This window comes from Burkholderia sp. Bp9031 (assembly GCF_003857965.1).
GTDB lineage: Bacteria > Pseudomonadota > Gammaproteobacteria > Burkholderiales > Burkholderiaceae > Burkholderia > Burkholderia ambifaria_A.
The window spans coordinates 84,575-107,891 of the sequence record NZ_QTPW01000003.1; the positions used below are offsets into that span (position 1 = coordinate 84,575).

Below are 23,317 nucleotides of genomic sequence, written 5' to 3' on the forward strand. Positions count from 1 at the left end.
TCGATGGTTTTCGATAATTTGATTAGCAGATCGATGGATGTCTTCGTACTTATACGAGTCAATCGTAAATGGGGCGCGCGTTGAGATCGATGTCACGGCTATGCAATTTGCCCCCCGCCCTGCTGGTAAGATGGCCCGCAATCCCATCCCGCCCGTACCATGAGCTCCACCCCGACCAAGCCCGCGAAGCCGAAAAATGCTGCGAAGAATGCCACCCGCGCGATGGGCGACAAGCCGAAGGCGCGCGTGCAGCAGCGCCTGACCTATGTGATCGGCGGTCTCGACCGGCTGCTGCGCCGGCATATGACCGACGCGCTGGCACCGCTCGGCATCACGCTCGCGCAATACACGGCGCTGTCGGTGCTCGAGGCGCGCGGCGCGTCGTCGAATGCGCAACTGGCCGAGCGCTCGTGGATCACGCCGCAATCGGCGAACGAGGTGATGAGCGTGATGGCCGCCCGCGGCTTCGTCACGCGCGAAGCCGACCCGTCGCACGGCCGCATCATCCTGCTGACGCTGACCGACGAAGGCGCGGCGATGCTGCGCGAATGTGAAGCCGTGCTGCGCCCGCTCGAGACGCGCATGCTCGGCGAGATCTCCGCCGACGACGCCGCGCACGTGCAGCGCGCGCTCGAACTGTTCTCGCGCAACCTGCGCGGCTGACCCCTTCCCGAACCTCCGCGACGCGGGCCCGTGCGGCCCGCGTTCGCTTTGCCGGTCGCCTGACCGCTCCCCGATTTCTTCGTTTCCCCCGCTTTACGCTCCGGGTTTACACCGGCGCTCGTGCCGCTTGCAATATCAGGTAGCCTGATATTAAATGAAGCCGTTCGCAGCAGGAATGCTGCGCACCGAATCGCACAGGAACGAACGACAGGAACAGACATGAGCAAGTACGACAATCGTTGGCAGACCGTTGAAGTGAACGTGGAGGCCGGCATCGCGTGGGTGACGCTGAACCGCCCCGAGAAGCGCAACGCAATGAGCCCGACGCTGAACCGGGAGATGCTGGAGGTACTCGACGCGGTCGAGTTCGACGACGAGGCGAGGGTGCTGGTGCTGACCGGCGCGGGTGCCGCGTGGACGGCCGGCATGGATCTGAAGGAATATTTCCGCGAGATCGACGGCGGCTCCGACGCGCTGCAGGAAAAGGTGCGTCGCGACGCATCGGAATGGCAATGGCGCCGCCTGCGGATGTACAACAAGCCGACGATCGCGATGGTGAACGGCTGGTGCTTCGGCGGCGGGTTCTCGCCGCTCGTCGCGTGCGACCTCGCGATCGCGGCGGACGAAGCGGTGTTCGGGCTGTCGGAGATCAACTGGGGCATCCCGCCGGGCAACCTCGTCAGCAAGGCGATGGCGGACACGGTCGGGCATCGCCGCGCGCTGCACTACATCATGACCGGCGACACGTTCACCGGCGTGGAAGCCGCGGACATGGGCCTCGTGAACAGCAGCGTGCCGCTGGCCGGCCTGCGCGACGCGACGATCGCGCTCGCCGCGCGGCTGATGGACAAGAATCCGGTCGTGCTGCGCGCGGCGAAACACGGCTTCAAGCGTTCGCGCGAACTCACGTGGGAGCAGTGCGAGGATTACCTGTACGCGAAGCTCGACCAGGCGCAGCTGCGCGATCCGGAGCGCGGCCGCGAGCAGGGACTGAAGCAGTTCCTGGACGACAAGACGATCAAGCCGGGCCTGCAGGCATACAAGCGCTGACATTGCGCCGACGCAACCGCAAGAGACAGGCAAGGCAGGAGACGACATGACCGACAGACGGATGCTGATCGCAGGCGAGTGGTGTACCGCCCGCGACGGACGAACCTTCGAACGATTCAACCCCGCGACGGGCGCGCTCGCGTCGCGCGCGCCGGCGGCCGGCCCGGCCGACGTCGACGCGGCGATCGACGCCGCACACCGCGCGTTTCCCGCGTGGGCGGCGCTCGCGCCGACCGAGCGGCGCCGCCGGCTGCTGAAGGCAGCCGATCTGATGGACGCGCGCATCGACGAGATCATCGCGACGGGCGTCGCCGAAACCGGCGCGACGCCCGGCTGGCTCGGCTTCAATGCGACGCTCGCGGCGAACATGCTGCGCGAGGCCGCGTCGATGACGACGCAGATCGACGGCGACGTGATCCCGTCCGACGTGCCCGGCAATCTCGCGCTCGCGATGCGCGTGCCGTGCGGCGTGGTGCTCGGCATCGCACCGTGGAACGCGCCGGTGATCCTCGGCACGCGTGCGCTGGCGATGCCGCTCGCATGCGGCAACACGGTCGTGCTGAAGGCGTCCGAAGCGTGCCCGGGCGTGCATGCGCTGATCGGCGCGGTGCTGAATGACGCCGGGCTCGGCGCGGGCGTGGTCAACGTGATCACGCACGCGGCGGCCGATGCACCGGAACTCGTCGAGCGGATGATCGCGCATCCGCACGTAAAGCGGATCAACTTCACCGGGTCGACGCACGTCGGGCGCATCATCGCGCGCCATGCGGCCGCGCACCTGAAACCCGTGCTGCTCGAACTCGGCGGCAAGGCGCCGGTGCTCGTGCTCGACGATGCGGATCTCGATGCGGCTGTCGACGCGATCGCATTCGGCGCGTTCTTCAACCAGGGGCAGATCTGCATGTCGACCGAGCGCGTGATCGCCGCGCGGCCGATTGCCGATGCGCTCGTCGAACGGTTGACCGAGAAGGCGCGCACGCTGGTCGCCGGCGATCCGCGGGCCGGCCATCCGCTCGGCACGATGGTCGATGCGGCGGCCGCCGCGCGTGCCGCGTCGCTCGTCGAGGATGCGCGTGCGCACGGTGCGCGTTTGCCGCTCGGCTGCCGGATCGAGGGCGCGACGATGCAGCCGGCGATCGTCGACGGTGTGACGCGCGACATGCGGCTCTACCGCGAGGAATCGTTCGCACCGGTCGTCGCGATTCTGCGTGCGGACAGCGACGACGAAGCGGTCGCGCTCGCGAACGACAGCGAGTTCGGGCTGTCGGCGAGCGTGTTCAGCCGCGATGTCGCACGGGCGATGGCGGTTGCGCGACGGATCGAATCGGGGATCTGCCACATCAACGGGCCGACCGTGCACGACGAGGCGCAGATGCCGTTCGGCGGCACGAAGGCGAGCGGCTACGGTCGCTTCGGCAGCCGTGCGTCGATCGCCGAATTCACCGAGCTGCGCTGGATCACCGTGCAGACCACACTGCGTCATTACCCCATATGAGCGAGGTGACGATGAATGCATCGAAGCCCGCAAGCGGGCCCGTGACCGACCTGGGCGGCGTGCGTTATCGCGCGGCGGCCGTCGCCGTGGGCGCGGCCGAGATTCGACGCGCGGAAAACGGCGCGTGGTATCTGCGCTCGCGCGAACCGCTCGGCGACTACCCGACGCGCCTGACCGATTGCCTCGTGCGCGGTGCGCAAGCGCATCCCGAGCGCGTGTTGGCCGCACGGCGCGGCGCCGACGGCCGCTGGATCGAGATCACCTACGCACAGATGCTCGACCGCGCTCGCGCAATCGGCCAGGGCCTCGTCGATCTCGGGCTGTCGGCCGAGCGTCCGCTCGCGGTGCTGTCCGGCAACGATCTCGAGCATCTGCAGCTGATGTTCGCGGCGATGCTGGCCGGCGTGCCGTACTCGCCGATCTCGCCCGCGTATTCGCTGGTGTCGACCGATTACGGCAAGCTGCGTCACACGCTCGGCGTGCTGAAGCCGGGCGCGGTGTTCGTCGCCGAACGCGCGCCGTTCACGCGTGCGCTCGACGCCACGTTGCCGGCCGATGCGGCGCTGATCGTCGCACGCGATGCCGACGCCGATGCAGATGCAGGTGCAGACGGAAAGGGCCGTGCCGTACCGCTGTCGCGCTTGCTCGCCACCGTGCCGCGCACGATCGACGCGATCCACGCGGCGGTCGGCCCCGACCAACTCGCGAAGATCCTGTTCACGTCCGGTTCGACGAAGCTGCCGAAGGCCGTGCCGACCACGCACCGGATGCTGTGCAGCAACCAGCAGATGCTGCGCCAGACGATGCCCGAGCTCACGCGCGAGCCGCCGGTGCTGGTCGACTGGCTGCCGTGGAATCACACGTTCGGCGGCAGTCACAACCTCGGCATCGCGCTGTACAACGGCGGTACGCTGTACATCGACGACGGCCGCCCGGTGCCGGGCCGCTTCGACGAAACCGTGCGCAACCTGCGCGAAATCGCGCCGACGATCTACTTCAACGTGCCGAAGGGCTGGGAGGAGCTGACCGCCGCGCTCGAACGCGATGCCGCGCTGCGCGACACGTTCTTCTCGCGCGTGAAGCTGTATTTCTTCGGCGGCGCGGGGCTGTCGCAGGCCGCGTGGGACCGGCTCGACCGCGTGACCCACGGGCATTGCGGCGAGCGGATCCGGATCATGGCCGGCCTCGGGATGACGGAGGCGTCGCCGTCGTGTCTGTTCACGACAGGCCCGCTGATGCGCGCCGGCTATATCGGGCTGCCCGCGCCCGGCTGCGACGCGAAGCTCGTGCCATGCGGCGGCAAGCTCGAACTGCGTTTCAAGGGGCCGAACGTGATGCGCGGCTACTGGCACGCGGACGTCGATCCGCGCGACGTGTTCGACGACGAAGGGTATTACCGCAGCGGCGACGCGGGCGTCTTTGCCGATCCGGAGCGGCCGGAACTCGGGCTGCTGTTCGACGGGCGGCTGACCGAGGACTTCAAGCTCAGCAGCGGCACGTTCGTGAGCGTCGGGCCGTTGCGCGCGAATGCGGTGTCGAGCGGTGCGCCGTACGTGCAGGACGTGGTGGTCACCGGGATCAATCGCGACGACATCGGGTTGCTGGTGTTTCCGCGCGTCGACGCGTGCCGGGCGATTGCCGGGCTCGCTGCCGATGCGCCGGTGGCCGACGTGCTGCGCGCGCCGGCCGTGCGTGCGGCATTCGCGGCTTGGCTTGTCACGCTGAACCGGCATGCGAGCGGCGGGTCGACGTTCGTCGCGCGCATCCGGCTGATGGACACGCCGCCATCGCTGGATCTCGGCGAAGCGACCGACAAGGGCTCGCTGAACCAGGCGGCCGTGCAGAAGCATCGCGCGGCGACGATCGACGCGCTGTATGACCCGGCGCGGCGCGATCCCGACGTGATTTACGCGTAGGCAGAAGCAAACCGAAGCAAGCAGGCATAACGACCGGCCGGCCACGATACCGGCAGGCATTCTTGCGGCCAGTGAATCAGGCTGCCTGATAAAGGCGACCGTTCAGACGACACTTCGCGCGCCGACCCGCCACTGGCCGGCGGCGGCGCGCGGCGGCCGTTGCAGGGCCGACCGACTACAAGACATGGGATTGGAGACAAGATGAACACCTACGTTGCGGAAAAACCCACGGTCGCGACCACGCTCGCGCTGTGTTTCGCGGTCGCACTTCTCGAAGGACTCGACCTGCAGTCGGTCGGCGTCGCCGCGCCGCGCATGGCGCATGAGTTCGGGCTGAGCGTGTCGCAGATGGGCATCGCGTTCAGCGCGGGCACCTTCGGGCTGCTGCCGGGCGCGATGCTCGGCGGGCGGCTCGCCGACCGGATCGGACGCAAGCGCGTGCTGATCGCGTCGGCCGCGCTGTTCGGGCTGCTGTCGATCGCCACCGCGCAGGTGTCGACCTTCGCGATGCTCGTCGTCGTGCGCGTGCTGACCGGCATCGGCCTCGGCGGCGCGATGCCGAACCTGATCGCGTTGTCGTCCGAAGCGGTCGAGCCGCGCTCGCGCAGCAGCGCGGTGGCGACGATGTACTGCGGGATCCCGTTCGGCGGCGTGATCGCGTCGCTGATCGGCGTGCTGCTCGCCGGCGACACCGAATGGCGGCACATCTTCTATGTCGGCGGCGCGGGGCCGCTGCTGCTCGTGCCGCTGCTGGCGTGGTTCCTGCCGGAATCGCGCGCGTATCTCGACGTCGCCGGCACGCCGGCCGCGCGTACCAGCGTCGCGCGCACGCTGTTCGGCGACGGCCGTACGACATCGACGGTCGCGCTGTGGGTCAGCTACTTCTGCACGCTGATCGTCCTCTACTTCCTGCTGAACTGGCTGCCGTCGCTGATGGCCGCGCGCGGGCTCGATCGCGAGCATGTCGGCCTCGTGCAGATCGCGTTCAACGTCGGCGCGGGGCTCGGCGCGCTCGGCATCGGCGCGGCGCTCGACCGGATGCGCGCGTCGCGCGTGGTCGGCGGCATGTATGTCGGGATCGTGCTGTCGCTCGCCGCGCTCGCGGCCGCACCCGGCTTCGGGTCGCTCGCGGCGGCCGCGTTCGCGGCCGGGATGTTCGTGGTCGGCGGGCAGTCGGTGCTGTATGCGCTCGCGGCGATCTACTACCCGACCGCGATGCGCGGCACGGGCGTCGGCGCGGCGGTGGCCGTTGGCCGGCTCGGTTCCGTCGTCGGGCCGCTCGCGGCCGCGACGCTGCTGGCCGCGGGCCGCAGCGCGCCCGTGGTGATCGGCGCGAGCATCCCCGTCACGCTCGTCGCGGCCGTCGCCGCGCTGGTGCTGATTCGCCGTCCGCAAGCCGGCGACTGACGTTTCGCTTTTTCAATGCGTGCCGTCAGAGCGCGCAATTCACCAAGGTCTGGAGACGCAACGAAATGAAGACGAAGACAAGGAACGGCCTGCTGGCCGCCGGCGCATGCTGTGCGCTCGCCGCGCCGGGCGCGCACGCACAGTCGAGCGTGACGCTGTACGGGATCGTCGACACCGGCGTCGAGTTCGTGTCGCACGCGAACGCGGCGGGCGACCACGTGGTGCGCATGCCGGGCGTGACGGGCGAGCTGCCGTCGCGCTGGGGGCTGCGCGGCGCCGAGGATCTCGGCGGCGGCTATCAGGCGGTATTCACGCTCGAAAGCGGCTTCAACGTGCGCGGCGGCGATTTCGGGCAGGGCGGCCGGCTGTTCGGGCGGCAGGCGTTCGTCGGGCTGAAGGGCGGCTTCGGCACGCTCGCGTTCGGCCGCCAGTACACGATGACCTATCTCGCGCTGCAGGGCGCGGACATCATCGGCCCCGACATCTACGGCCTCGGCTCGTTCGACGCGTACGTGCCGAACGGCCGCACCGACAACGCGGTGACCTACGTCGGCACGTATCGCGGCGTGACGCTCGGCGCCGCGTATTCGTTCGGCCGCGACGGCGCGGGCACCGGCAACTCGCCGGGGCAGGGCACGTGCGCGGGGCAGGTGCCGGGCGACGCGACGCAATGCCGTGACTGGTCGGTGATGCTCAAGTACGACAGCGCGTATTTCGGTGCGGCGGCGTCGTACGAGGAGCAGCGCGGCGGCACGGGCGCCGCCGCGAACTTCTTCGACGGCATCGCGCCGGTCGCCTTCACGAGCAGCGGCGGCAAGGATACGCGCACGCACGTGAGCGCCTATGCGCAGGCGGCCGGCGCGCGGATCGGCGCGGGCTGGATCGGGCGGCGCGTGTCGACCGGTTCGCCGGCCGCACCGGGCGCGCATTCGGATCTGTTCTTCGTCGGCGCGTCGTATGCGGTGAAGCCCGATTTCGTCGTCGACGGCGAAGGCTATCGGATCGTCAACAGCGCGCACGACACGCGCGCGACGATGGCCACGCTGCGCGCGACCTATCTGCTGACCAAGCGCACGGCCGTCTACGCGCAATCGTCGTATCTGTGGAACAGCGCGCATGCGCGCTACGCGGTCAGCGGCGGCGGTGCCGGCACGACGCCCGGCGAAGGGATGGGGCAGCTCGGCGCGATGGTCGGCATCCGGCACACGTTCTGATCCGGCAGTCTGACGAACGGGAGATATCTTGAACAGGCAATCTGCATTCCTCTGTATTGTGCCGCTGTCGGCGGCGGCGATGCTCGCCGGCTGCGGCGGCGACGATTCGGTCACCGCCGCGCCGACCCACCTGAGTGCCGCGACGCCGGCCGCGATGGCGCAGACCTGCGATGCGCTCGCCGCGAAGCTGTCGTATGCGAACACGTCGTTCACGTCGGTGACGACCGCGGCCGCCGGTGCGCTGACGGTGGCCGGCAAGCCGATCGCCGAACACTGCGTGATCGAAGGGAAGATGAACGAGCGGGTGAGCGCTGTGGACGGCAAGACCTACGCGATCGGCTTCGAGATGCGCCTGCCGAAGGCGTGGAACGGCCGCTTCTTCTACCAGGCGAACGGCGGGCTCGACGGCAACGTCGTCACCGCGACCGGCGAGATCGGCGGCGGCGGGCCGCTGACCGACGCGCTGAACATGGGCTTCGCGGTGATCAGCTCGGATTCCGGGCACAGCGCCGCGCAGAATCCGCTGTTCGGCCTCGATCCGCAGGCGCGGCTCGACTACGGCTACGGCGCCGTCGACGTGCTCACGCCGATGGCGAAGCAGGTGATCCGGCTCGCGTACGGGAAGACGCCCGACCGCAGCTATTTCGGCGGCTGCTCGAACGGCGGCCGTCATGCGATGGTCACGGCCGTGCGCAACGCGGGCGACTACGACGGGATCATCGCCGGCGATCCGGGCTTCCATTTGCCGAAGGCGGCGATCGGCGAAATGTACGGCGCGCAGCAGTTCGCGAAGATCGCGTCGGCGACCGGGACGAACGGGCTGCCGGACATCCGCAGCGGCTTCACCGACACGGAACGCCAGTTCGTCGGCGCGAAGATTCTCGACAAGTGCGATGCGCTCGACGGCTCGACGGACGGCATGGTGCAGGACGTCGCCGCGTGCCAGGCGCATTTCAGCGTCGAGACGGACATCCCGACCTGCGCGAACGGCACGCGTACCGGCGCCTGCCTGACGACTGCGCAGAAGAGCGCGCTCGAGAACGTGTTCGCGGGTGCGCGCAACAGCGCGGGCACGGCGCTCTACGCGAGCTTTCCGTACGATCCGGGCGTGGCCGGCGGCGGCTGGGCCGCGTGGAAGCAGTCGAACTCGGTCACGCTCGACCCGGCCGCGATGGCGTTCACGTTCATGACGCCGCCGAAAACCGCCGCGACGCTCGCGAACCTTCCCGGTTTCGCGCTCGGCTTCGACATGGACAACGACGCGCCGGCGATCTTCGCGACGAACGGCGTGTACACGCAATCCGCGTGGTCGTTCATGACGCCGCCGGACGAGACCAACCTGTCCGCGCTGAAGTCGCGTGGCGCGAAGCTGCTCGCCTACCACGGCACCGGCGATCCGGTGTTCTCGTTCAACGATACGAGCGACTGGTATGGCCGGCTCGCGCAGGCGAACGGCGGCGACGCGTCGGGTTTCGCGCGCTTCTATCCGGTGCCGGGCATGAACCACTGCTCGGGCGGGCCGGCGGCCGACCAGTTCGACATGCTGACGCCGCTCGTCGCGTGGGTCGAGCAGGGGCAGGCGCCCGCCGCGATCGTTGCGACGGCGCGCGACACGACGAACGCGGTGCCGAACGCGGACGTGCCGGCCTCGTGGGGGGCGGGACGCACGCGGCCGCTGTGTCCGTATCCGCAGGTCGCACGCTACAACGGCTCGGGCGACGTGAATTCGGCGGCGAGCTTCAGTTGTCGCTGACGGAGAGGGCGTGCGAACGTATCGATGTGCAGACGCATCGGTACGTTCGCCGTTGCCCGCGGCGGCTGTGGCTGGCGTGCCGGTCCGTCTGGACGGAAACGGCGATGAGCCATGCATGGCGATGGCATTTGCCGCCCGACGCGGCAACCGGGGATACTATGGCGCTTTCTCGTCGGCGCGACGCGTCCTGACCGACGTTCCACGCCAGGTATCTTTCCTCTGATCTGACCATGCAAACCGTAGCGGTACTCGACTTCGAAACAACCGGGCTTTCTCCGAACATGGGGGACAGGGCGACCGAGATCGCCGTGATTCTTCTCCGCGACGGCGAGATCGTCGACCGCTACCAGAGCCTGATGAACGCGGGCCGCCGCATTCCGTCCGACGTCGTCGCGCTCACCGGGATCACGAACGAAATGATTGCATTGGCGCCGCCGGTGTCGAAGGTCATGAAGGAAGCCGCCGCATTTGTCGGCAGCCATCCCGTCGTCGCGCACAACGCCGGCTTCGACAAGCGGTTCTGGCAGGCCGAGCTCGGAATGCTAGGCATGGCGGCCGAGCACGCGTTCGCGTGCACGATGCTCGTCGCGCGGCGCATCTACCCGCACGCGCAAAGCCACCGGCTGTCGAGCCTGGCCGACATGCTGCGTTTGCCGCAGGCGGGCCGCGCCCACCGGGCGATGGTCGACGCGGAGATCGCGAGCCATCTGTGGTGCCGGCTGCAGCGCGATATCGGCGAGACGTACGGGGTGCGGCACATCGATCACGGGCTCATGTCGCGCTTGCAGACGACGAGCAAGGCGAAGGTCGCGACGTTCTTCGGGTCGTTGGCCGCCGGTGCGCGCTGAGAGCGGCTGACGCCGGTCGTCACTCGCCGAGGTTCACTGGTACCTTGAGCCGGCCGTCACGCGTCGGGATCCACCGGCACCTTGAGCCGGCCGTCACGCGTCGGGATCCACCGGCACCTTGAGTCGGCCGTCACTCGCCGAGTTCCACCGGCACCTCGAGCCCGACCTTCACGCGGCTCATGCTCACCAGCGTCTTGAACCGCTTCACGTTGTTGTTCGCGAAGAACAGCTCGCGGGTGAGCGCGTTGTACTGATCCATGTTGCGCACGGCGAGGATCAGCACGAAATCCCATTCCCCGGTCACGTAATAGCACTGCTGGATCTGCGGGCAGCGCTCGAAGGTCCGCTTCATCGCGTCGAGCTGGTCGATCTGCTCGCTCTCGACCTCGACGTTCACGACGATCGTCAGCGGATGATCGACCTTCTCCGGCGCGACGACGGCCGTATAGCGCTCGATCACGCCGTCTTCCGCGAGCCGTCGCAGGCGGCGGTTCACGGCGGCGGTCGACAGGTTCACGCGGGCGCCGAGTTCGTTCTGCGGCGTGTGCGCGTCGCGCTGGATTTCCATCAGCAGCTTACGATCGAACGCATCGAGTTGAGTGGGCATGATGGGGCGGCGACCTCGAAGAATGAGAAATTTTTGCGTCCGGGGCGCCGAATTGGCGATTTTGTTGACCGGCTTGCGCAATATTATTTTTCGAACCGACGGCGAGCGCAACCCGTATGCGCCCGCACCGCATCCACCGACGGGCCGCCCGCGCGGCCCTTATCCGGAGCCTTCCCGCCATGCTGATCGCCAACCCCCGCGCGTCGCGCACCGACTATCCCGACGCGCTGCGCCGCATCATGAACGTCGCCGCGGCCGACGAAAGCGGCGCGTGGCTCGCGCACTGGCCGCTCGTCGGCGCCGCGCGCACGCCGCTGCGCGCGCTGCCCGATCTGGCCGCGCGGCTCGGCGTCGCGAGCGTCAGCGTGAAGGACGAGGCGTGCCGCTCGCCGCTCGGCAGCTTCAAGGCGCTCGGCGCGCCGATCGCGCTGATGCGGCTCGTGAAGCGGCTGCGGCGCACCGAGGCGCTCGATCCGCAGGGGCTCGTCACGGGCCGCTACGCGGCGTCGCTGGCCGATCTCACGGTGATCAGCGCGACCGACGGCAATCACGGCCGCGCACTGGCCGCCGCCGCGCGCGCGATCGGCTGCCGCTGCGTGATCGTGCTGCACGCGCACGTCGACGCGGAGCGCGAGCAGGCGATCGCCGCGCACGGCGCGCGGATCGTGCGGATCGCCGGCAACTACGACGAATCGGTCGTGCACGCCGCGCAGCTTGCGGATGCGAACGGCTGGCACGTGGTGTCGGATACGTCGTACGACGGCTACGAAGCGATTCCGCGTGACGTGATGCAAGGCTACGGCGTGATCGCGGCCGAAGCGCTCGCACAGCAAGCGGGCGATGATGCTGGCGGCAACAGCGGCAACAGCGGCAACAGCGGCAACAGCGGCAACAGCGGCAACAGCGGCAACAGCGGCAACAGCGGCAACGGCGGCAACGGCGGCAACGGCAGCCAGCCGTTCACGCACGTGTTCCTGCAGGGCGGCGTCGGCGGTCTCGCTGCCGGCGTCGCGAGCTATCTGTGGGAGCATGATGGCGCACGGCGGCCGCATTTCATCGTCGTCGAGCCGCGCCAGGCCGACTGCCTGTACCAGAGCGCGCTCGCCGGGCGCGCGACGAAGGCGACCGGCAGCGTCGATTCGGTGATGGCCGGGCTCGCGTGCGGCGAGGCGTCGCCGCTCGCGTGGGATTTCCTCGCGCCGAGCATCGACCACTTCATGCTGATCGACGACGACGACGCGGTGCAGGCGATGCGCGCGCTCGCCGCCGGCAGCGAACGCGACGTGCCGTTCGTGTCCGGCGAATCGGGCGCGGCGGGCATCGCGGGGCTGACCGTGCTGATGCGCGACCCGGCGCTGGCGCGGCAGGCCGGGCTCGATGCAAACGCGCGCGTGCTGGCGATCAACACGGAAGGCGCGACCGCGCCGTCCGTCTACCGGCAGTGCGTCGGCGAGACGGCCGACGCGGTGCGGGCGCGCCAGCGCGACTGGCTGAACCGCGCGGCCGCAGTGGCCTGAGCGAACCGGACGACCTGACGATCGACGAGGCAAGCACGATGGACGCAATCGACGCGACGGAAGAAAGCACGCTGCAGGGGCAACTGAAGACCTGGCGCCGGCATTTGCACCAGCACCCGGAGACGGGTTTCGAGGAAGTGAACACGTCGGACTACGTCGCGCGAATCCTGACGACGCTCGGGCTCGACGTGCATCGCGGAATCGGCGGCACGGGCCTCGTCGCGAACCTGACGGCCGGCACCGGCAAGCGCGCGATCGGCATCCGCGCGGACATGGATGCGCTGAACATTGCCGAATACGCGCCGGGCCGCGAACATGCGTCGCGCACGCCGGGCAAGATGCACGCGTGCGGGCACGACGGCCACATGTCGATGGTGCTCGGGGCCGCGCGGCTGCTGGCCGAGCGCAAGGATTTCGACGGCACCGTACGCTTCATCTTCCAGCCGGCCGAGGAGCACGGCCGCGGCGCGAAGGCGATGATGGCCGACGGCCTGTTCGAGCGCTTTCCGGTGGACGCGATCTTCGGCGCGCACAACATGCCGGGCATGCGCGCCGGCTCGTTCTCGACGCGCGCGGGCGGCATCATGGCGAGCGAGGACAACTTCGTGATCCGGATCGACGGGCGCGGCACGCATGCGGCGCGCCCGCACATGGGTGTCGATCCGATCGTGATCGGTTCGCAGATCGTGCTCGCGCTGCAGACGATCGTGTCGCGCAATCTCGATCCGGGCCAGCAGGCCGTGATCTCGTGCACGGAGTTCATCACCGACGGTTTGCGCAACGTGATTCCGTCGACGGTAACGATCAAGGGCGACACGCGCAGCTATTCGCGCGACGTGCAGGCGCTGCTGGAAACGCGGATGCGCGAGATCGGCGAAGGGATCTGCCGCACGCATGGCGCGACCTGCACGTTCGAGTACACCCACGAGTTCGCGCCGACGGTGAATTCTCCGGAATGGGTCGACACGGCCGTGCAGGCCGCCGCGCAGGTCGCGGGCGCCGATGCGGTGAACGCCGACGTGCAGCCGATGATGATTTCGGAAGATTTCGGCGCGTTCTTGCAGGCGGTGCCGGGCAACTTCGTGTTCATCGGCAACGGCGAAACGGCCGGGCCCGGCGGCGTGCCGCTGCACAACGCGGGCTACGATTTCAACGACGAGATCCTGCCGGTCGGCGCGCGCTATTTCGCGGAAGTGGCGCGGCGCGCGTTGAAGGCGGCGTAGCGCGCCGTCGGCAGGCCGCTGGCGGCCGGTTCGTTGATGCGGCGAGCGGTTACGCCTCGGCCGCCCGCTTGCCCGGCGCGTCGGCCGTGCCGGTGCGATCGAGGATCGCCAGCACTTCACGCGCGGTGTTCTCCGAATGGCTGCGCAGCACCTGCGGCAGCCGCGCGTGGTCGGGATCGGCGAGCGCGGCCATGATTTCCTCGTGCTCGTGCAGCGATTCGGCCCAGCGCAGGGTGTCCGCGTTCGCGGCGCCGCGCGCGCGGTGCACCTTCGACATCAGCGACGCATAGATGCCCGACAGCACCGGGTTGCCCGCCGCGTCGACGATCATCTGGTGGATCTGCTGGTTCAGCCGGAAATATTCGACCCGCTTGCCGGCCTCGTGGCACTCGACCATGCGCCGATGCTTCGCCTGCAGCGCGGCGAGCGCCGACGCGCCGATGCGCTGGCGCAGCAATTCGCCCGCCATCGCCTCGAGCCCGTGCAGCAGCTCGAACGTCGACACGAGATCGTCGACGTCGATCGACGCGACGCGATAGCCGATGTACTGGCGATGCGTGACGGCGCCTTCCGCGACGAGCACCTTCAGCGCCTCGCGCAGCGGCGTCTTCGACACGTCGAATGCGAGACTCAGTTCCTTTTCGTCGATCCGCGCGCCAGGCGGCAGTTCGCCTTCGTCGATCATCACGCGCAGGCGCGCGGCGATCTCCGCGGCCATGCCGCGGGTGCGCAGAAGCAGGGGGTTGCGGGGTGTCTGGCTCATGATGGTGCGAGCTTATCACGATATCGGGGCTTACCCTGCACCATCGTAGTGACAAAACAAATTCAATGAAACCAAGCGTTTACGATAACTGTAATTATAAATTTCTAATCCTATACTCGGCTCAACGTTGCGCGACGTCCTGATCATCCTCGTTCACCCCTGGAGTCCGTCCATGTCTTCAACCTCCGGTGTCGCCGGCCTGACGGTCGGCAAGTCCGCCGTCCGCTGGAAGATATTCGTCGTCATGCTGAGCCTCATCGCGATCAACTACGTCGATCGCGCGTCGCTGTCCGTCGCCATGCCTTACATCTCGCAGGAGTTCAACATCGGGCCGGCGATGGAGGGTCTGATCCTTAGCTCGTTTTTCTGGACCTATGCGGTGATGCAGATTCCGGGCGGGATGCTGGCCGACCGGTTCAAGCCGCGCATCGTGATCGCGACGGCGACCGTGTTCTGGGGCTTCTTCCAGGCGATCGCCGCGATATGCACGAACGCGCCGTCGCTGCTGCTCACGCGCCTCGGCCTCGGCGCGTCCGAAGCGCCGATCTATCCAGCCGGCGGCAAGCTCAACGCGATCTGGATGACGCAGACCGAGCGCGGCCGCGGCGCCACGCTGCTCGACGGCGGTGCGCCGCTCGGCGCGGCGCTGGGCGCGGTGCTGATCGCCGGCCTGATCGCGCTGCTCGGCTCGTGGCGGCTCGCGTTCGCGGTGGCGGGCGTCGGCACGGTGCTGGCCGGTTTCCTCGCGTGGTACTACATCCGCAATACGCCGCGCGAGCATCCGGGCGTCAACGATCTCGAAGCCGACTACATCGAGGCATCGCACGCGAGCGACCTCGCGGCCGAGCCGGCCGGTGCGTCGGGCCGCTCGCGCGACTTCTTCAAGTACCGCTCGGTGTGGTGCATGTTCTTCGGCTGGATGTGCTTCAACAGCGTGTTCTACGGGCTGCTCACGTGGATGCCGAACTACCTGCACAAGGTGCACGGCTTCGACATCAAGCAGATGGGCGGCTCGACTTTCATCATCTTTTTCTGCGGCTTCATCGGCGAGCTGCTCGGCGGCTGGATCGCCGACAAGTGGAAGGCCGCGGGCGGTCGCCCGAACGTCGTGATGCGCACGCTGTTCGGCATCGCGGCGGTGATCGCGACCGTGTCGATCTTTTCCGTCGCCTATGTGAAGAGCCCGGTCGCGTGCGTCGCGCTGCTGTCGTCGACGCTGTTCTTCCTGCGCTGGTGCGGGCTGTACTGGTGCATCCCGTCGTCGCTCGGCACGCGCAACAAGATCGGCTTCCTCGGCGGCTTCATGAACCTCGGCGGCAACATCGGCGGCATCACCGTGCCGATCCTCGTCGGCGCGATCGTGCAGTTCACCGGCTCCTACTTCCTTGCGCTGATGGTGTTCGCGGCGGCCGGCGTCGGCCTGCTCGTGTGCTCCAGCGCGATCGACTACGAAAACAAGCTCCCCGTCTGACCGACCCTTTTCACTGCATTGATTGCATTCACTGGTAAAGAGAAATCCATCATGAAGAAACGTACCCTGCTCGGCATGCTCACCCCTTCGTCCAACACGTCGCTCGAACCGCTGACGAGCGCGATGGTCGCCGGCCTGCCGGGCGTGTCCGCGCACTTCGCGCGCTTTCCGGTCACCGAGATCTCGCTGACGGGCCAGGCGCTCGGCCAGTTCGACGACGACAAGATCATCCAGGCCGCGATGCTGCTCGCCGACGCGAAGGTCGACGTGATCGCGTGGAACGGCACGTCGTCGGGCTGGCTCGGCTTCGAGGCCGACGAGCGGCTGTGCGAGCGCATTACCGCGGCGACCGGCATTCCGGCCACGACGTCGGTGCTCGCGCTCAACGAGATCCTGAAGAAGACCAGCGCGCACGAGTTCGGCCTCGTCACGCCGTACCTCGACGACGTGCAGACGAAGATCGTCGACAACTACCGCAGCTCGGGGCTGAACTGCATCGCCGAGCGCCACCTGAACCTGAAGGTCAATTTCTCGTTCTCCGAAGTGACGGGCGACCAGATCGGCGGGATGGTGCGCGAAGTCGCGAAGGCCGGCCCGCGCGCGATCTCGATCTTCTGCACGAACCTGAACGCCGCACACCTGGTGCCGGCGCTCGAGGAAGAGACGGGCATTCCGATCTACGACACGATCTCCACCGTCGTGTGGAAATCGCTGCAGCTCGCCGACTACGACACGCGGCAGGTGAAGGGCTGGGGCCGTCTCTTCAGCGACGTGATCTGAGGCGCGCGCCATGTCGAACGATCTCGATTTCGTGATCCGTCACGCGGACGTCGTGACGGCGGCGGACCGGTTCTCGTGCGACATCGGCATCCGTGCGGGGCGCGTGGCCATGCTTGGCCACGGGCTGCCGCGCGCGCCGCGCGAGCTCGATGCGACCGGGATGCTCGTGATGCCGGGCGGCGTCGATGCGCACTGCCATCTCGACCAGCCGATGCCCGACGGGCTGAAGATGGCCGACGATTTCCTGTCCGGCACGCGCTCCGCGCTGTGCGGCGGCACGACCACCGTGGTCCCGTTCGCCGCGCAGGCGAAGGGGCAGTCGCTGCAGGCGGCCGTCGACGACTATCACCGGCGCGCGCAAGGGCGCGCGCTGATCGACTACGGCTTTCACCTGATCGTCGCCGATCCGACGCCGCACGTGCTGGCCGAGGAATTGCCGCGTCTGATCGCGAACGGCTATACGTCGTTCAAGGTGTACATGACCTACGACGACCTGAAGCTGAACGACCGGCAGATGCTCGACGTGCTGTCGGTCGCGCGCGCGCACGGCGCGCTCGTGATGGTGCATGCGGAGAACTCGGACTGCATCGGCTGGCTGACCGAGCGGCTGCTCGGCGACGGCCACGTCGCGCCGCATTTCCATGCGCATGCGCGGCCGGCCGTGGTCGAGCGCGAGGCGACGCATCGCGCGATCGCGTTCGCGGAGCTGGTCGACGTGCCGATCCTGATCGTGCACGTGTCGGGCGCCGAGGCGATCGAGCAGATCCGCTGGGGGCAGTCGCGCGGGTTGCCGATCCTCGCCGAAACCTGCCCGCAGTACCTGTACCTGACGGCCGCCGATCTCGGTCACGGCGGTCATGACGGCTACGAGGGCGCGAAGTGCGTGTGCAGCCCGCCGCCGCGCGATCCGGCGAACCAGCAGGCCGTGTGGAAAGCATTGAAGCAGGGCGTGTTCTCGGTGTTCTCGTCCGATCACGCGCCGTTCAACTACGACGATCCGTGCGGCAAGCATCCGGGCGGCCAGGCCGTCTCGTTCGACCATATCCCGAACGGGATCCCGGGGCTCGAGACGCGCTTGCCGCTGCTGTTCGACGGCGTGCGCAAGGGGCATCTGTCGCTGCACCAGTTCGTCGAGCTGACGTCGCTGCGGCCCGCGAAGCTGTACGGGCTGTATCCGCGCAAGGGGACGATCGCGGTCGGCGCCGACGCGGATATCGTCGTGTGGGACCCGGACAAGCGCGTGCGGATCGCGAATGCGTCGCTGCATCACGCGGTCGACTACACGCCTTATGAAGGGATCGAGGTGACGGGCTGGCCGCGCCATTGCCTGTCGCGTGGTGAGCTGCTCGTCGAGGATGGCCGGCTGCTCGCGGCAGAGCCGGGGCGCGGGCAGTTCCTGCCGGCCGGCAAGCCGTGCCTGGATTGACGTTCGATTCCAGGAAACGAGGATGGCCCGCGTGGCGCGCGGGCATCATCTGTATCAAACGACCTTGAAGGAGCGTCATGAGCCTTTCCCACGCAATGCGGCGCCTCGTGGCGGCGACCGTCGTCGCCGGTTCGTGCGGCGGCCCGGCGCAGGCCGCGGGCGGCGCGCCGCAGGACCTGCCGAGCGTCGTGCCCGAAGCGGCCGGCGTCGATTCTGCGCCGCTCGTGCGGATGTCCGAATGGCTGCGCCGCGACCGGATGGAGGTGCGCAGCCTCGTCGTCGTGAAGGACGGCAGGATCGTGTTCGAGCGCTACGGCGACGGCCTCACGCGCGACAACAACTACGAGCTGTATTCGGTGACGAAGACGATCACCGCGCTGCTTGCCGGCATCCTCGACGGCGAGGGCAAGCTCGGCCCGTCGACGAAGGTCGCGCCGCTGATCGCGGCCGCACGGCCCGATCTCGCGAGCGAACTCGCGGACAAGCAGGACATCGAGTTGCGGCACCTGATGTCGATGTCGAGCGGCCTGCGCTACACGACGCGCGAAGGCACCGATCCGCTGTACTACGACGCGCCCGACCGCTTGCGCGTGGCGGTGACGAGCCGTGCCGCGCAGCCGCCCGGCACGCATTTCGACTACATCGACGTAAACCCGGTGCTGGTCGGCACGGCCGTGTCGCTTGCTGCCGGCGAGCGCGAGGACGACTTCGCGCGCAAGCGGCTGTTCGAGCCGCTCGGTTTCGCGCATTACCGCTGGAGCGGCGCCGACGGCACCGGCGCGGTGGCGGGCGGCTGGGGCCTGCGGCTGCGCGCCGTCGACATGGCGAAGATCGGCATGCTGCTGCTCGACCAGGGCCGCTGGAACGGCAAGCAGATCGTGCCGGCCGGCTGGGTCCGGCAGATGACGACGCCGTCGCCGGCCGCGGCCGATTATGGCTACTACTGCTGGATCAGCCACGTCGTCGAGCACGGCACGCCGGAATTCGGCGCGATGGGCTTCAAGGGGCAGTTCATCACGGTGCTGCCCGCGCAGCGCGCGGTGGTCGTGATGACGAGCCTGCTGCCGACGGATGGCGGGTTGCGCGATGCGACCTATTTGAATCTGTATCGGCGCATGGTCGGCGACTACATCCTGCCGGCGCTCACGCCCGCGCAGCCGCCGGTCGAAAGCGCGGCTGCGACGCAGGCGCTGCGCGACGAACTCGAGCGCAGCCGGCAGACGAAGGGCGTGCCCGGTAGCGCCGCCGCGTTCAACGACGCACCGGAGATTTGTTGACGTCATCCTCCGCCTAAAGGCGGAGGATTCCCACAGCTGGCGATGCACGTCCGCATCGGAGAATGTTCACGGCAGCGTTGGTATCTCGATCATGCTCGACACCACAGTCACGGCAGGCCCACTCTCTTACTCTCAGTCCCGCGATACCTTTCGGCCGCGTCGTGCTGTCTTTCGACCCGCACGCCGAACAGGACTGGGTGGAACCGCTTTCGTCCACTTCCTCGAACGTGGCTCCGTGCGCGATCGCCTTGTAACGGAGCTTGTTCCGGAAGGACGACCAGGATGCGTCGTAGACGCTCTTCGCCATCCTGGTTCTGGCGAGCTTCGCGGCCGACACGTTGCCGACTGCGATGTAATCGAAACGCCGCACCAGATCGAGCGCGAGCTTGTGTTGGAAATCGGCACGGGCATTTGCCACCTTGGCGTGCAACTTCGCGATATGCCGCTTGTGCTTTCGCGCCCGTTGCGCTTTCGCGAGCTTCTCGGCCGCGCATCGACCGAACCGATCGTTAGGCAGCTTTTCGCCGGTCGAAAGTGTGGCGAAGTCTTTCAGGCCGAGATCGATGCCGACACCGGAACGGATCGGGCGGGCCTGAACATCGGGTATCTCGATCACGATGTTCAAGAACCAATGGCCGCGCGCATCCTGCGCAAAGTTGGTTCCGTCCTTGATCTTGCCTTCAGGAAGTGGGCGGCTGCTGAACACGCGAAAGGTGTTGCCGCCAAAGCGAAACGCGTCGCCCTCGCGCTTCAGGTCTCGGCCCTTCAGTGGCACCCAGCCAAGCGACTTCCTGCCGCGATAGCGCAGGTAAGGCCGACGGTGCTGGCTGCGCGACTTCGCGTATTGCTCGCACGTCGCGTTGATCGTGCCGGAGTGAATGCCAAGCTCCTTGCTGCTGCCGCTCGTCAGTCCATTCAGGTCGAAGCCTGTTGGCCATTTCTTGCTCCATTTCAGCGCATGCTTCTGCGTATCGTTGCAAAAGTTCCAGACGTAGTTCACCGCACGGCTCTGCTTGTTGAGCAGTCCGTTGAGCGACTTCACGCGGTAGCGGTAGACAAGGATCATGCCGTTGATCCTAACCCGTGGAAGAAGCTGTCTGTCAACAGCACTCCTTTCCTTCCCGCCATCCGCCCCGAAGGAAGTCCCCTTGGGGGAAATGGCGGGGTCTCTCGGAGCAAATTCTGATGAGGATCACGAACGTCATTGACCATGCGTCTGCATGGCATCCCGACGCGCGGCGGCCCGCAGCGCTTTTCATGCGCCGGCTGCTCGCGCGGGTTGCGGCGTTGCTGATCGGCGGTGGTGCGCTGGCGTCGGCGTCGGTGCCGGTAGTGTCCGCGGCGCACGCGGCCGACGCACTGCCGCCGCTGCATGAAACCGGCATCGCGGCGGCCGCCCCCGAAGACGTCGGCGTCGATTCGCGCATGCTAGTCGACCTGTCGCGCTGGATCCGCGAGCAGAAGCTCGACGTGTACAGCCTGCTCGTCGTGAAGGACGGCAAGCTGATCTTCGAGCGCTACGGTGCGAACGCATCGCGCGATTCGACCTACGAGCTGTACTCGGTGACGAAGGCCGTGACGTCGCTCGTCGCCGGCATCCTGATCGATCGCGGGGCCGTGCATCTCGACGAGCCGGTGGCTGCGCGGCTCGCCGCGTGGCGCCCTGACCTGGGCGGCGCGCTCGCCGACAAGCGCGGCATCGCGTTGAAGCACGTGCTGTCGATGTCGAGCGGCCTGCATTACGACTTCAGCCCGAAGGACGATCCGATCTACTACACCGCGCCGGACCGGCTGAAGCTTGCCGCGTCGGCGGCGCCGAAGGTCGCGCCCGGTACCGCGTTCGAATACACCGACGTGAACCCGATCCTCGCGTCCGCGATGTTGAGCGCGGCGGCGGGCGAACCCGTCGAGCGCTATGCGCAGACGCATCTGTTCGCTCCGCTGGACATGAAGCGCGCCGCGTGGGAGCGCGCGGACCGCACGGGGCTCGTGTCGGCCGGCTGGGGCTTGCGGCTGCGCGCGATCGACATGGCGAAGATCGGCATGCTCGTGCTCGACGGCGGGCGCTGGCAGGGGCGGCAGGTGGTGCCGCAAGCGTGGATCGCGCAGATGACGTCGCCGCGCGTGTCGCCGCATTTCGGCTACTACTGGTGGATCAACAACATCGTCGACAGCGAACCCGAATTCGACGCGATGGGCTTCAAGGGGCAATTCATCACGGTGCTGCCGAAGCGCAATACGGTGGTCGTGATGACCGGCGTGCTGCCGGTGGAAGGCGGGTTGCGCGATGCGGAGAACGTGAAGCTGTTCCGGCGAATGGTGAACGGCTATATCCTGCCGGCGCTCGATGGCGGTGCTGCATCGGGGCAGGGGGCGGGTGGCGGCGATACGCGTGCGGCGTTGCGCGACGAGCTTAAAGTGAGCGCACGCTCCGTAGGGGTGCCTGGCACGCAGGTCGATCCGACGGATCTGCCGAAGTAGCTTGGGTGCATGCGTCCGGCTCGCGCGTGCTGGCGAGCCAGACGTGCCTTTCGTCACATCACGCCAGTTCGTCCAGGCACGCGTCGAACTGTGCGACGAGCGTGTCGACGTCGTCGGCCGTCGTTTGCGGACACACCAGCATCATGTTGTGGAACGGCGTGATCAGCACGCCGCGGTTCAGCAGGTACAGATGCACGATGTGCTCGAGCTCGCTGTCGAGCTGTTCGCCCGCGATCGTGCCGTTGCGCGGCGGCGTGGGCGTGAACTGGAACTCGGTGCGCGCGCCGATGCGCGTCACGCACCACGGCAGACCGTGTTTCGCGATCGCCTGTTCGAGCCCGGTGGCGAGTCGCGCGGCCAGTTCGAACATGTGCGCGTACGCGGCGTCGGTCGCGACTTCGGCGAGCGTCGCACGCATTGCATGCATCGCGAGCATGTTCGCGGTGAGTGTCGTGCCGATCCCGGAATGGCCGGGCGGCGCGTTCAGCTTTGCCTGCTTCGCGCGTTCCGCGAATTCGGCGCTGAACCCGTACACCGCGCACGGCACGCCGCCGGCGATCGGCTTGCCGACGACCAGCGCGTCCGGTTCGAGACCGTGCGCGGCCGCGTAGCCGCCGGGGCCGCTGCTGATCGTGTGCGTTTCGTCGATCACGAGCAGCGTGCCGTAGCGGCGCGTCAGTGCGCGCGCCGCGTCCCAGAAGCCCGGCTCCGGCAGCACCATGCCGATGTTCGTCATCGCGGGCTCGGCGAGCACGCACGCGACATCGCCATCCTTCAGCACCGCGTCGAGCGCATCGAGATCGTTGAACTCGACGACGCGCGTGTTCGCGAGCAGGTCCCAGGACTGCCCGAGCAGGCTGTCGCGCTGCACCGGGCGGCCGTCGACGAGATCGACGAACACGTCGTCGACCGTGCCGTGATAGCAGCCGTTGAACACGACGATCGTGTTGCGGCCGGTGGCTGCGCGTGCCCAGCGCAGCACGAAGCGGTTCGCGTCGCTCGCGCTCAGTGCGAATTGCCACACCGGCAGCTTGAAGCGCCGCGCGAGTTCGCGCGATACCCACGCGGCGTCCTTGCTCGGCAGCATTGTCGTGTAGCCGCGCGTGGCCTGCTCGATGAGTGCACGGGCGACCGGTTCGGGTGCGTGGCCGAACATCGCGCCCGTGTCGCCGAGGCAGAAGTCCGCGTAGCGGTGACCGTCGACGTCGGTAAACGTCGCGCCGCGCGCTTCCTTCACGACCAGCGAGAACGGTGTCGACCAGTCCTGCATCCAGTGCAGCGGCACGCCGAACAGCAAGTGCTCGGATGCTTCCGCGGACAGCGCGCGGGAGACCGGCATGGCTTCGGTGAACGCTTGGCGCTCGCGATCGAACAGCGCGCGGGCGCGGATGAGGTCGACTCCGTGGCGGGAAGGCAAAGGCAGCTC

The 23,317-nt window shown here is 68.0% G+C and carries 19 protein-coding genes; 15 read left to right on the top strand and 4 right to left on the bottom strand.

Annotation, left to right across the window (positions count from 1 at the left end):
• Positions 1-159: 159 nt before the first annotated feature.
• The 8 genes from DIE15_RS05435 (at position 160) to DIE15_RS05470 (ending at position 10,346) form a co-directional block, all read left to right on the top strand.
• Complete coding sequence (locus DIE15_RS05435; protein WP_057925509.1) at positions 160-663, top strand: MarR family winged helix-turn-helix transcriptional regulator; 504 nt, start codon at positions 160-162, stop codon at positions 661-663.
• Positions 664-882: 219 nt separating this feature from the next.
• Complete coding sequence (locus tag DIE15_RS05440; protein WP_057925510.1) at positions 883-1,713, top strand: p-hydroxycinnamoyl CoA hydratase/lyase; 831 nt, start codon at positions 883-885, stop codon at positions 1,711-1,713.
• A gap of 46 nt (positions 1,714-1,759) precedes the next feature.
• The gene (locus tag DIE15_RS05445; protein ID WP_124832593.1) at positions 1,760-3,208 is read left to right on the top strand and encodes an aldehyde dehydrogenase; all 1,449 of its coding nucleotides are present in this window, start codon (positions 1,760-1,762) and stop codon (positions 3,206-3,208) included.
• Positions 3,205-5,124: a feruloyl-CoA synthase gene (locus DIE15_RS05450; RefSeq protein ID WP_124832594.1), complete on the top strand. Its 1,920-nt coding sequence runs from the start codon at positions 3,205-3,207 to the stop codon at positions 5,122-5,124. Before DIE15_RS05445 ends, DIE15_RS05450 begins: the two co-directional genes overlap by 4 nt.
• Positions 5,125-5,325: 201 nt before the next feature.
• Positions 5,326-6,531 carry a 3-(3-hydroxy-phenyl)propionate transporter MhpT gene (gene mhpT / locus DIE15_RS05455; protein WP_057925513.1) on the top strand — a complete coding sequence of 402 codons (1,206 nt, stop codon included), beginning with the start codon at positions 5,326-5,328 and terminating at the stop codon, positions 6,529-6,531.
• A gap of 65 nt (positions 6,532-6,596) precedes the next feature.
• Positions 6,597-7,745, top strand: coding sequence for a porin (locus DIE15_RS05460; protein ID WP_124832595.1), 1,149 nt, complete (start codon positions 6,597-6,599; stop codon positions 7,743-7,745).
• A 28-nt stretch (positions 7,746-7,773) separates the two neighbouring features.
• Positions 7,774-9,498 carry a tannase/feruloyl esterase family alpha/beta hydrolase gene (locus DIE15_RS05465; RefSeq protein WP_124832596.1) on the top strand — a complete coding sequence of 575 codons (1,725 nt, stop codon included), beginning with the start codon at positions 7,774-7,776 and terminating at the stop codon, positions 9,496-9,498.
• A gap of 230 nt (positions 9,499-9,728) precedes the next feature.
• Positions 9,729-10,346, top strand: coding sequence for a PolC-type DNA polymerase III (locus DIE15_RS05470; protein WP_057925516.1), 618 nt, complete (start codon positions 9,729-9,731; stop codon positions 10,344-10,346).
• A 130-nt stretch (positions 10,347-10,476) separates the two neighbouring features.
• Here DIE15_RS05470 and DIE15_RS05475 read toward each other — a convergent pair whose 3' ends face one another.
• Entirely contained in the window at positions 10,477-10,953 is a 477-nt protein-coding gene (locus DIE15_RS05475) for an Lrp/AsnC family transcriptional regulator (protein ID WP_057925517.1), read from the bottom strand.
• Between the two features lie 179 nt (positions 10,954-11,132).
• Here DIE15_RS05475 and DIE15_RS05480 point away from each other — a divergent pair, with 179 nt between their 5' ends.
• The gene (locus tag DIE15_RS05480; protein WP_124832597.1) at positions 11,133-12,470 is read left to right on the top strand and encodes a PLP-dependent lyase/thiolase; all 1,338 of its coding nucleotides are present in this window, start codon (positions 11,133-11,135) and stop codon (positions 12,468-12,470) included.
• A 38-nt stretch (positions 12,471-12,508) separates the two neighbouring features.
• On the top strand, positions 12,509-13,693 hold the full coding sequence (locus DIE15_RS05485) for a M20 aminoacylase family protein (RefSeq protein WP_124832598.1): 1,185 nt from the start codon (positions 12,509-12,511) through the stop codon (positions 13,691-13,693).
• 49 nt (positions 13,694-13,742) lie between these two features.
• Here DIE15_RS05485 and DIE15_RS05490 read toward each other — a convergent pair whose 3' ends face one another.
• Entirely contained in the window at positions 13,743-14,456 is a 714-nt protein-coding gene (locus DIE15_RS05490) for a GntR family transcriptional regulator (protein ID WP_124832599.1), read from the bottom strand.
• A gap of 172 nt (positions 14,457-14,628) precedes the next feature.
• On the opposite strand from DIE15_RS05490, the gene DIE15_RS05495 reads away from it, so the two are divergent.
• The 4 genes from DIE15_RS05495 (at position 14,629) to DIE15_RS05510 (ending at position 19,410) form a co-directional block, all read left to right on the top strand.
• Positions 14,629-15,927, top strand: coding sequence for an MFS transporter (locus DIE15_RS05495; RefSeq protein WP_124832600.1), 1,299 nt, complete (start codon positions 14,629-14,631; stop codon positions 15,925-15,927).
• Between the two features lie 51 nt (positions 15,928-15,978).
• Positions 15,979-16,707, top strand: coding sequence for an aspartate/glutamate racemase family protein (locus tag DIE15_RS05500; RefSeq protein ID WP_057925522.1), 729 nt, complete (start codon positions 15,979-15,981; stop codon positions 16,705-16,707).
• A 10-nt stretch (positions 16,708-16,717) separates the two neighbouring features.
• Complete coding sequence (gene hydA / locus DIE15_RS05505) at positions 16,718-18,133, top strand: dihydropyrimidinase (protein ID WP_057925523.1); 1,416 nt, start codon at positions 16,718-16,720, stop codon at positions 18,131-18,133.
• Between the two features lie 77 nt (positions 18,134-18,210).
• Positions 18,211-19,410: a serine hydrolase gene (locus tag DIE15_RS05510; RefSeq protein WP_057925524.1), complete on the top strand. Its 1,200-nt coding sequence runs from the start codon at positions 18,211-18,213 to the stop codon at positions 19,408-19,410.
• A 13-nt stretch (positions 19,411-19,423) separates the two neighbouring features.
• On the opposite strand, the gene DIE15_RS05515 is transcribed toward DIE15_RS05510, so the two are convergent.
• A complete protein-coding gene (locus DIE15_RS05515) occupies positions 19,424-20,476 on the bottom strand; it encodes an RNA-guided endonuclease TnpB family protein (RefSeq protein WP_057925525.1) in 1,053 nt (350 codons plus the stop codon).
• Between the two features lie 119 nt (positions 20,477-20,595).
• Here DIE15_RS05515 and DIE15_RS05520 point away from each other — a divergent pair, with 119 nt between their 5' ends.
• The gene (locus tag DIE15_RS05520) at positions 20,596-21,891 is read left to right on the top strand and encodes a serine hydrolase (RefSeq protein ID WP_124832601.1); all 1,296 of its coding nucleotides are present in this window, start codon (positions 20,596-20,598) and stop codon (positions 21,889-21,891) included.
• Between the two features lie 58 nt (positions 21,892-21,949).
• On the opposite strand, the gene DIE15_RS05525 is transcribed toward DIE15_RS05520, so the two are convergent.
• Complete coding sequence (locus tag DIE15_RS05525) at positions 21,950-23,308, bottom strand: aspartate aminotransferase family protein (protein ID WP_124832602.1); 1,359 nt, start codon at positions 23,306-23,308, stop codon at positions 21,950-21,952.
• Between the last annotated feature and the right edge of the window lie 9 nt (positions 23,309-23,317).

Bases quoted from the DNA above. Each gene is read 5' to 3' on its own strand.
- DIE15_RS05435 (WP_057925509.1), top strand. From the start codon at position 160: ATGAGCTCCACCCCGACCAAGCCCGCGAAGCCGAAAAATGCTGCGAAG.
- DIE15_RS05440 (WP_057925510.1), top strand. From the start codon at position 883: ATGAGCAAGTACGACAATCGTTGGCAGACCGTTGAAGTGAACGTGGAG.
- DIE15_RS05445 (WP_124832593.1), top strand. From the start codon at position 1,760: ATGACCGACAGACGGATGCTGATCGCAGGCGAGTGGTGTACCGCCCGC.
- DIE15_RS05450 (WP_124832594.1), top strand. From the start codon at position 3,205: ATGAGCGAGGTGACGATGAATGCATCGAAGCCCGCAAGCGGGCCCGTG.
- mhpT (WP_057925513.1), top strand. From the start codon at position 5,326: ATGAACACCTACGTTGCGGAAAAACCCACGGTCGCGACCACGCTCGCG.
- DIE15_RS05460 (WP_124832595.1), top strand. From the start codon at position 6,597: ATGAAGACGAAGACAAGGAACGGCCTGCTGGCCGCCGGCGCATGCTGT.
- DIE15_RS05470 (WP_057925516.1), top strand. From the start codon at position 9,729: ATGCAAACCGTAGCGGTACTCGACTTCGAAACAACCGGGCTTTCTCCG.
- DIE15_RS05475 (WP_057925517.1), bottom strand. From the start codon at position 10,953: ATGCCCACTCAACTCGATGCGTTCGATCGTAAGCTGCTGATGGAAATC.
- DIE15_RS05480 (WP_124832597.1), top strand. From the start codon at position 11,133: ATGCTGATCGCCAACCCCCGCGCGTCGCGCACCGACTATCCCGACGCG.
- DIE15_RS05485 (WP_124832598.1), top strand. From the start codon at position 12,509: ATGGACGCAATCGACGCGACGGAAGAAAGCACGCTGCAGGGGCAACTG.
- DIE15_RS05490 (WP_124832599.1), bottom strand. From the start codon at position 14,456: ATGAGCCAGACACCCCGCAACCCCCTGCTTCTGCGCACCCGCGGCATG.
- DIE15_RS05495 (WP_124832600.1), top strand. From the start codon at position 14,629: ATGTCTTCAACCTCCGGTGTCGCCGGCCTGACGGTCGGCAAGTCCGCC.
- DIE15_RS05500 (WP_057925522.1), top strand. From the start codon at position 15,979: ATGAAGAAACGTACCCTGCTCGGCATGCTCACCCCTTCGTCCAACACG.
- hydA (WP_057925523.1), top strand. From the start codon at position 16,718: ATGTCGAACGATCTCGATTTCGTGATCCGTCACGCGGACGTCGTGACG.
- DIE15_RS05510 (WP_057925524.1), top strand. From the start codon at position 18,211: ATGAGCCTTTCCCACGCAATGCGGCGCCTCGTGGCGGCGACCGTCGTC.
- DIE15_RS05515 (WP_057925525.1), bottom strand. From the start codon at position 20,476: ATGATCCTTGTCTACCGCTACCGCGTGAAGTCGCTCAACGGACTGCTC.
- DIE15_RS05520 (WP_124832601.1), top strand. From the start codon at position 20,596: ATGAGGATCACGAACGTCATTGACCATGCGTCTGCATGGCATCCCGAC.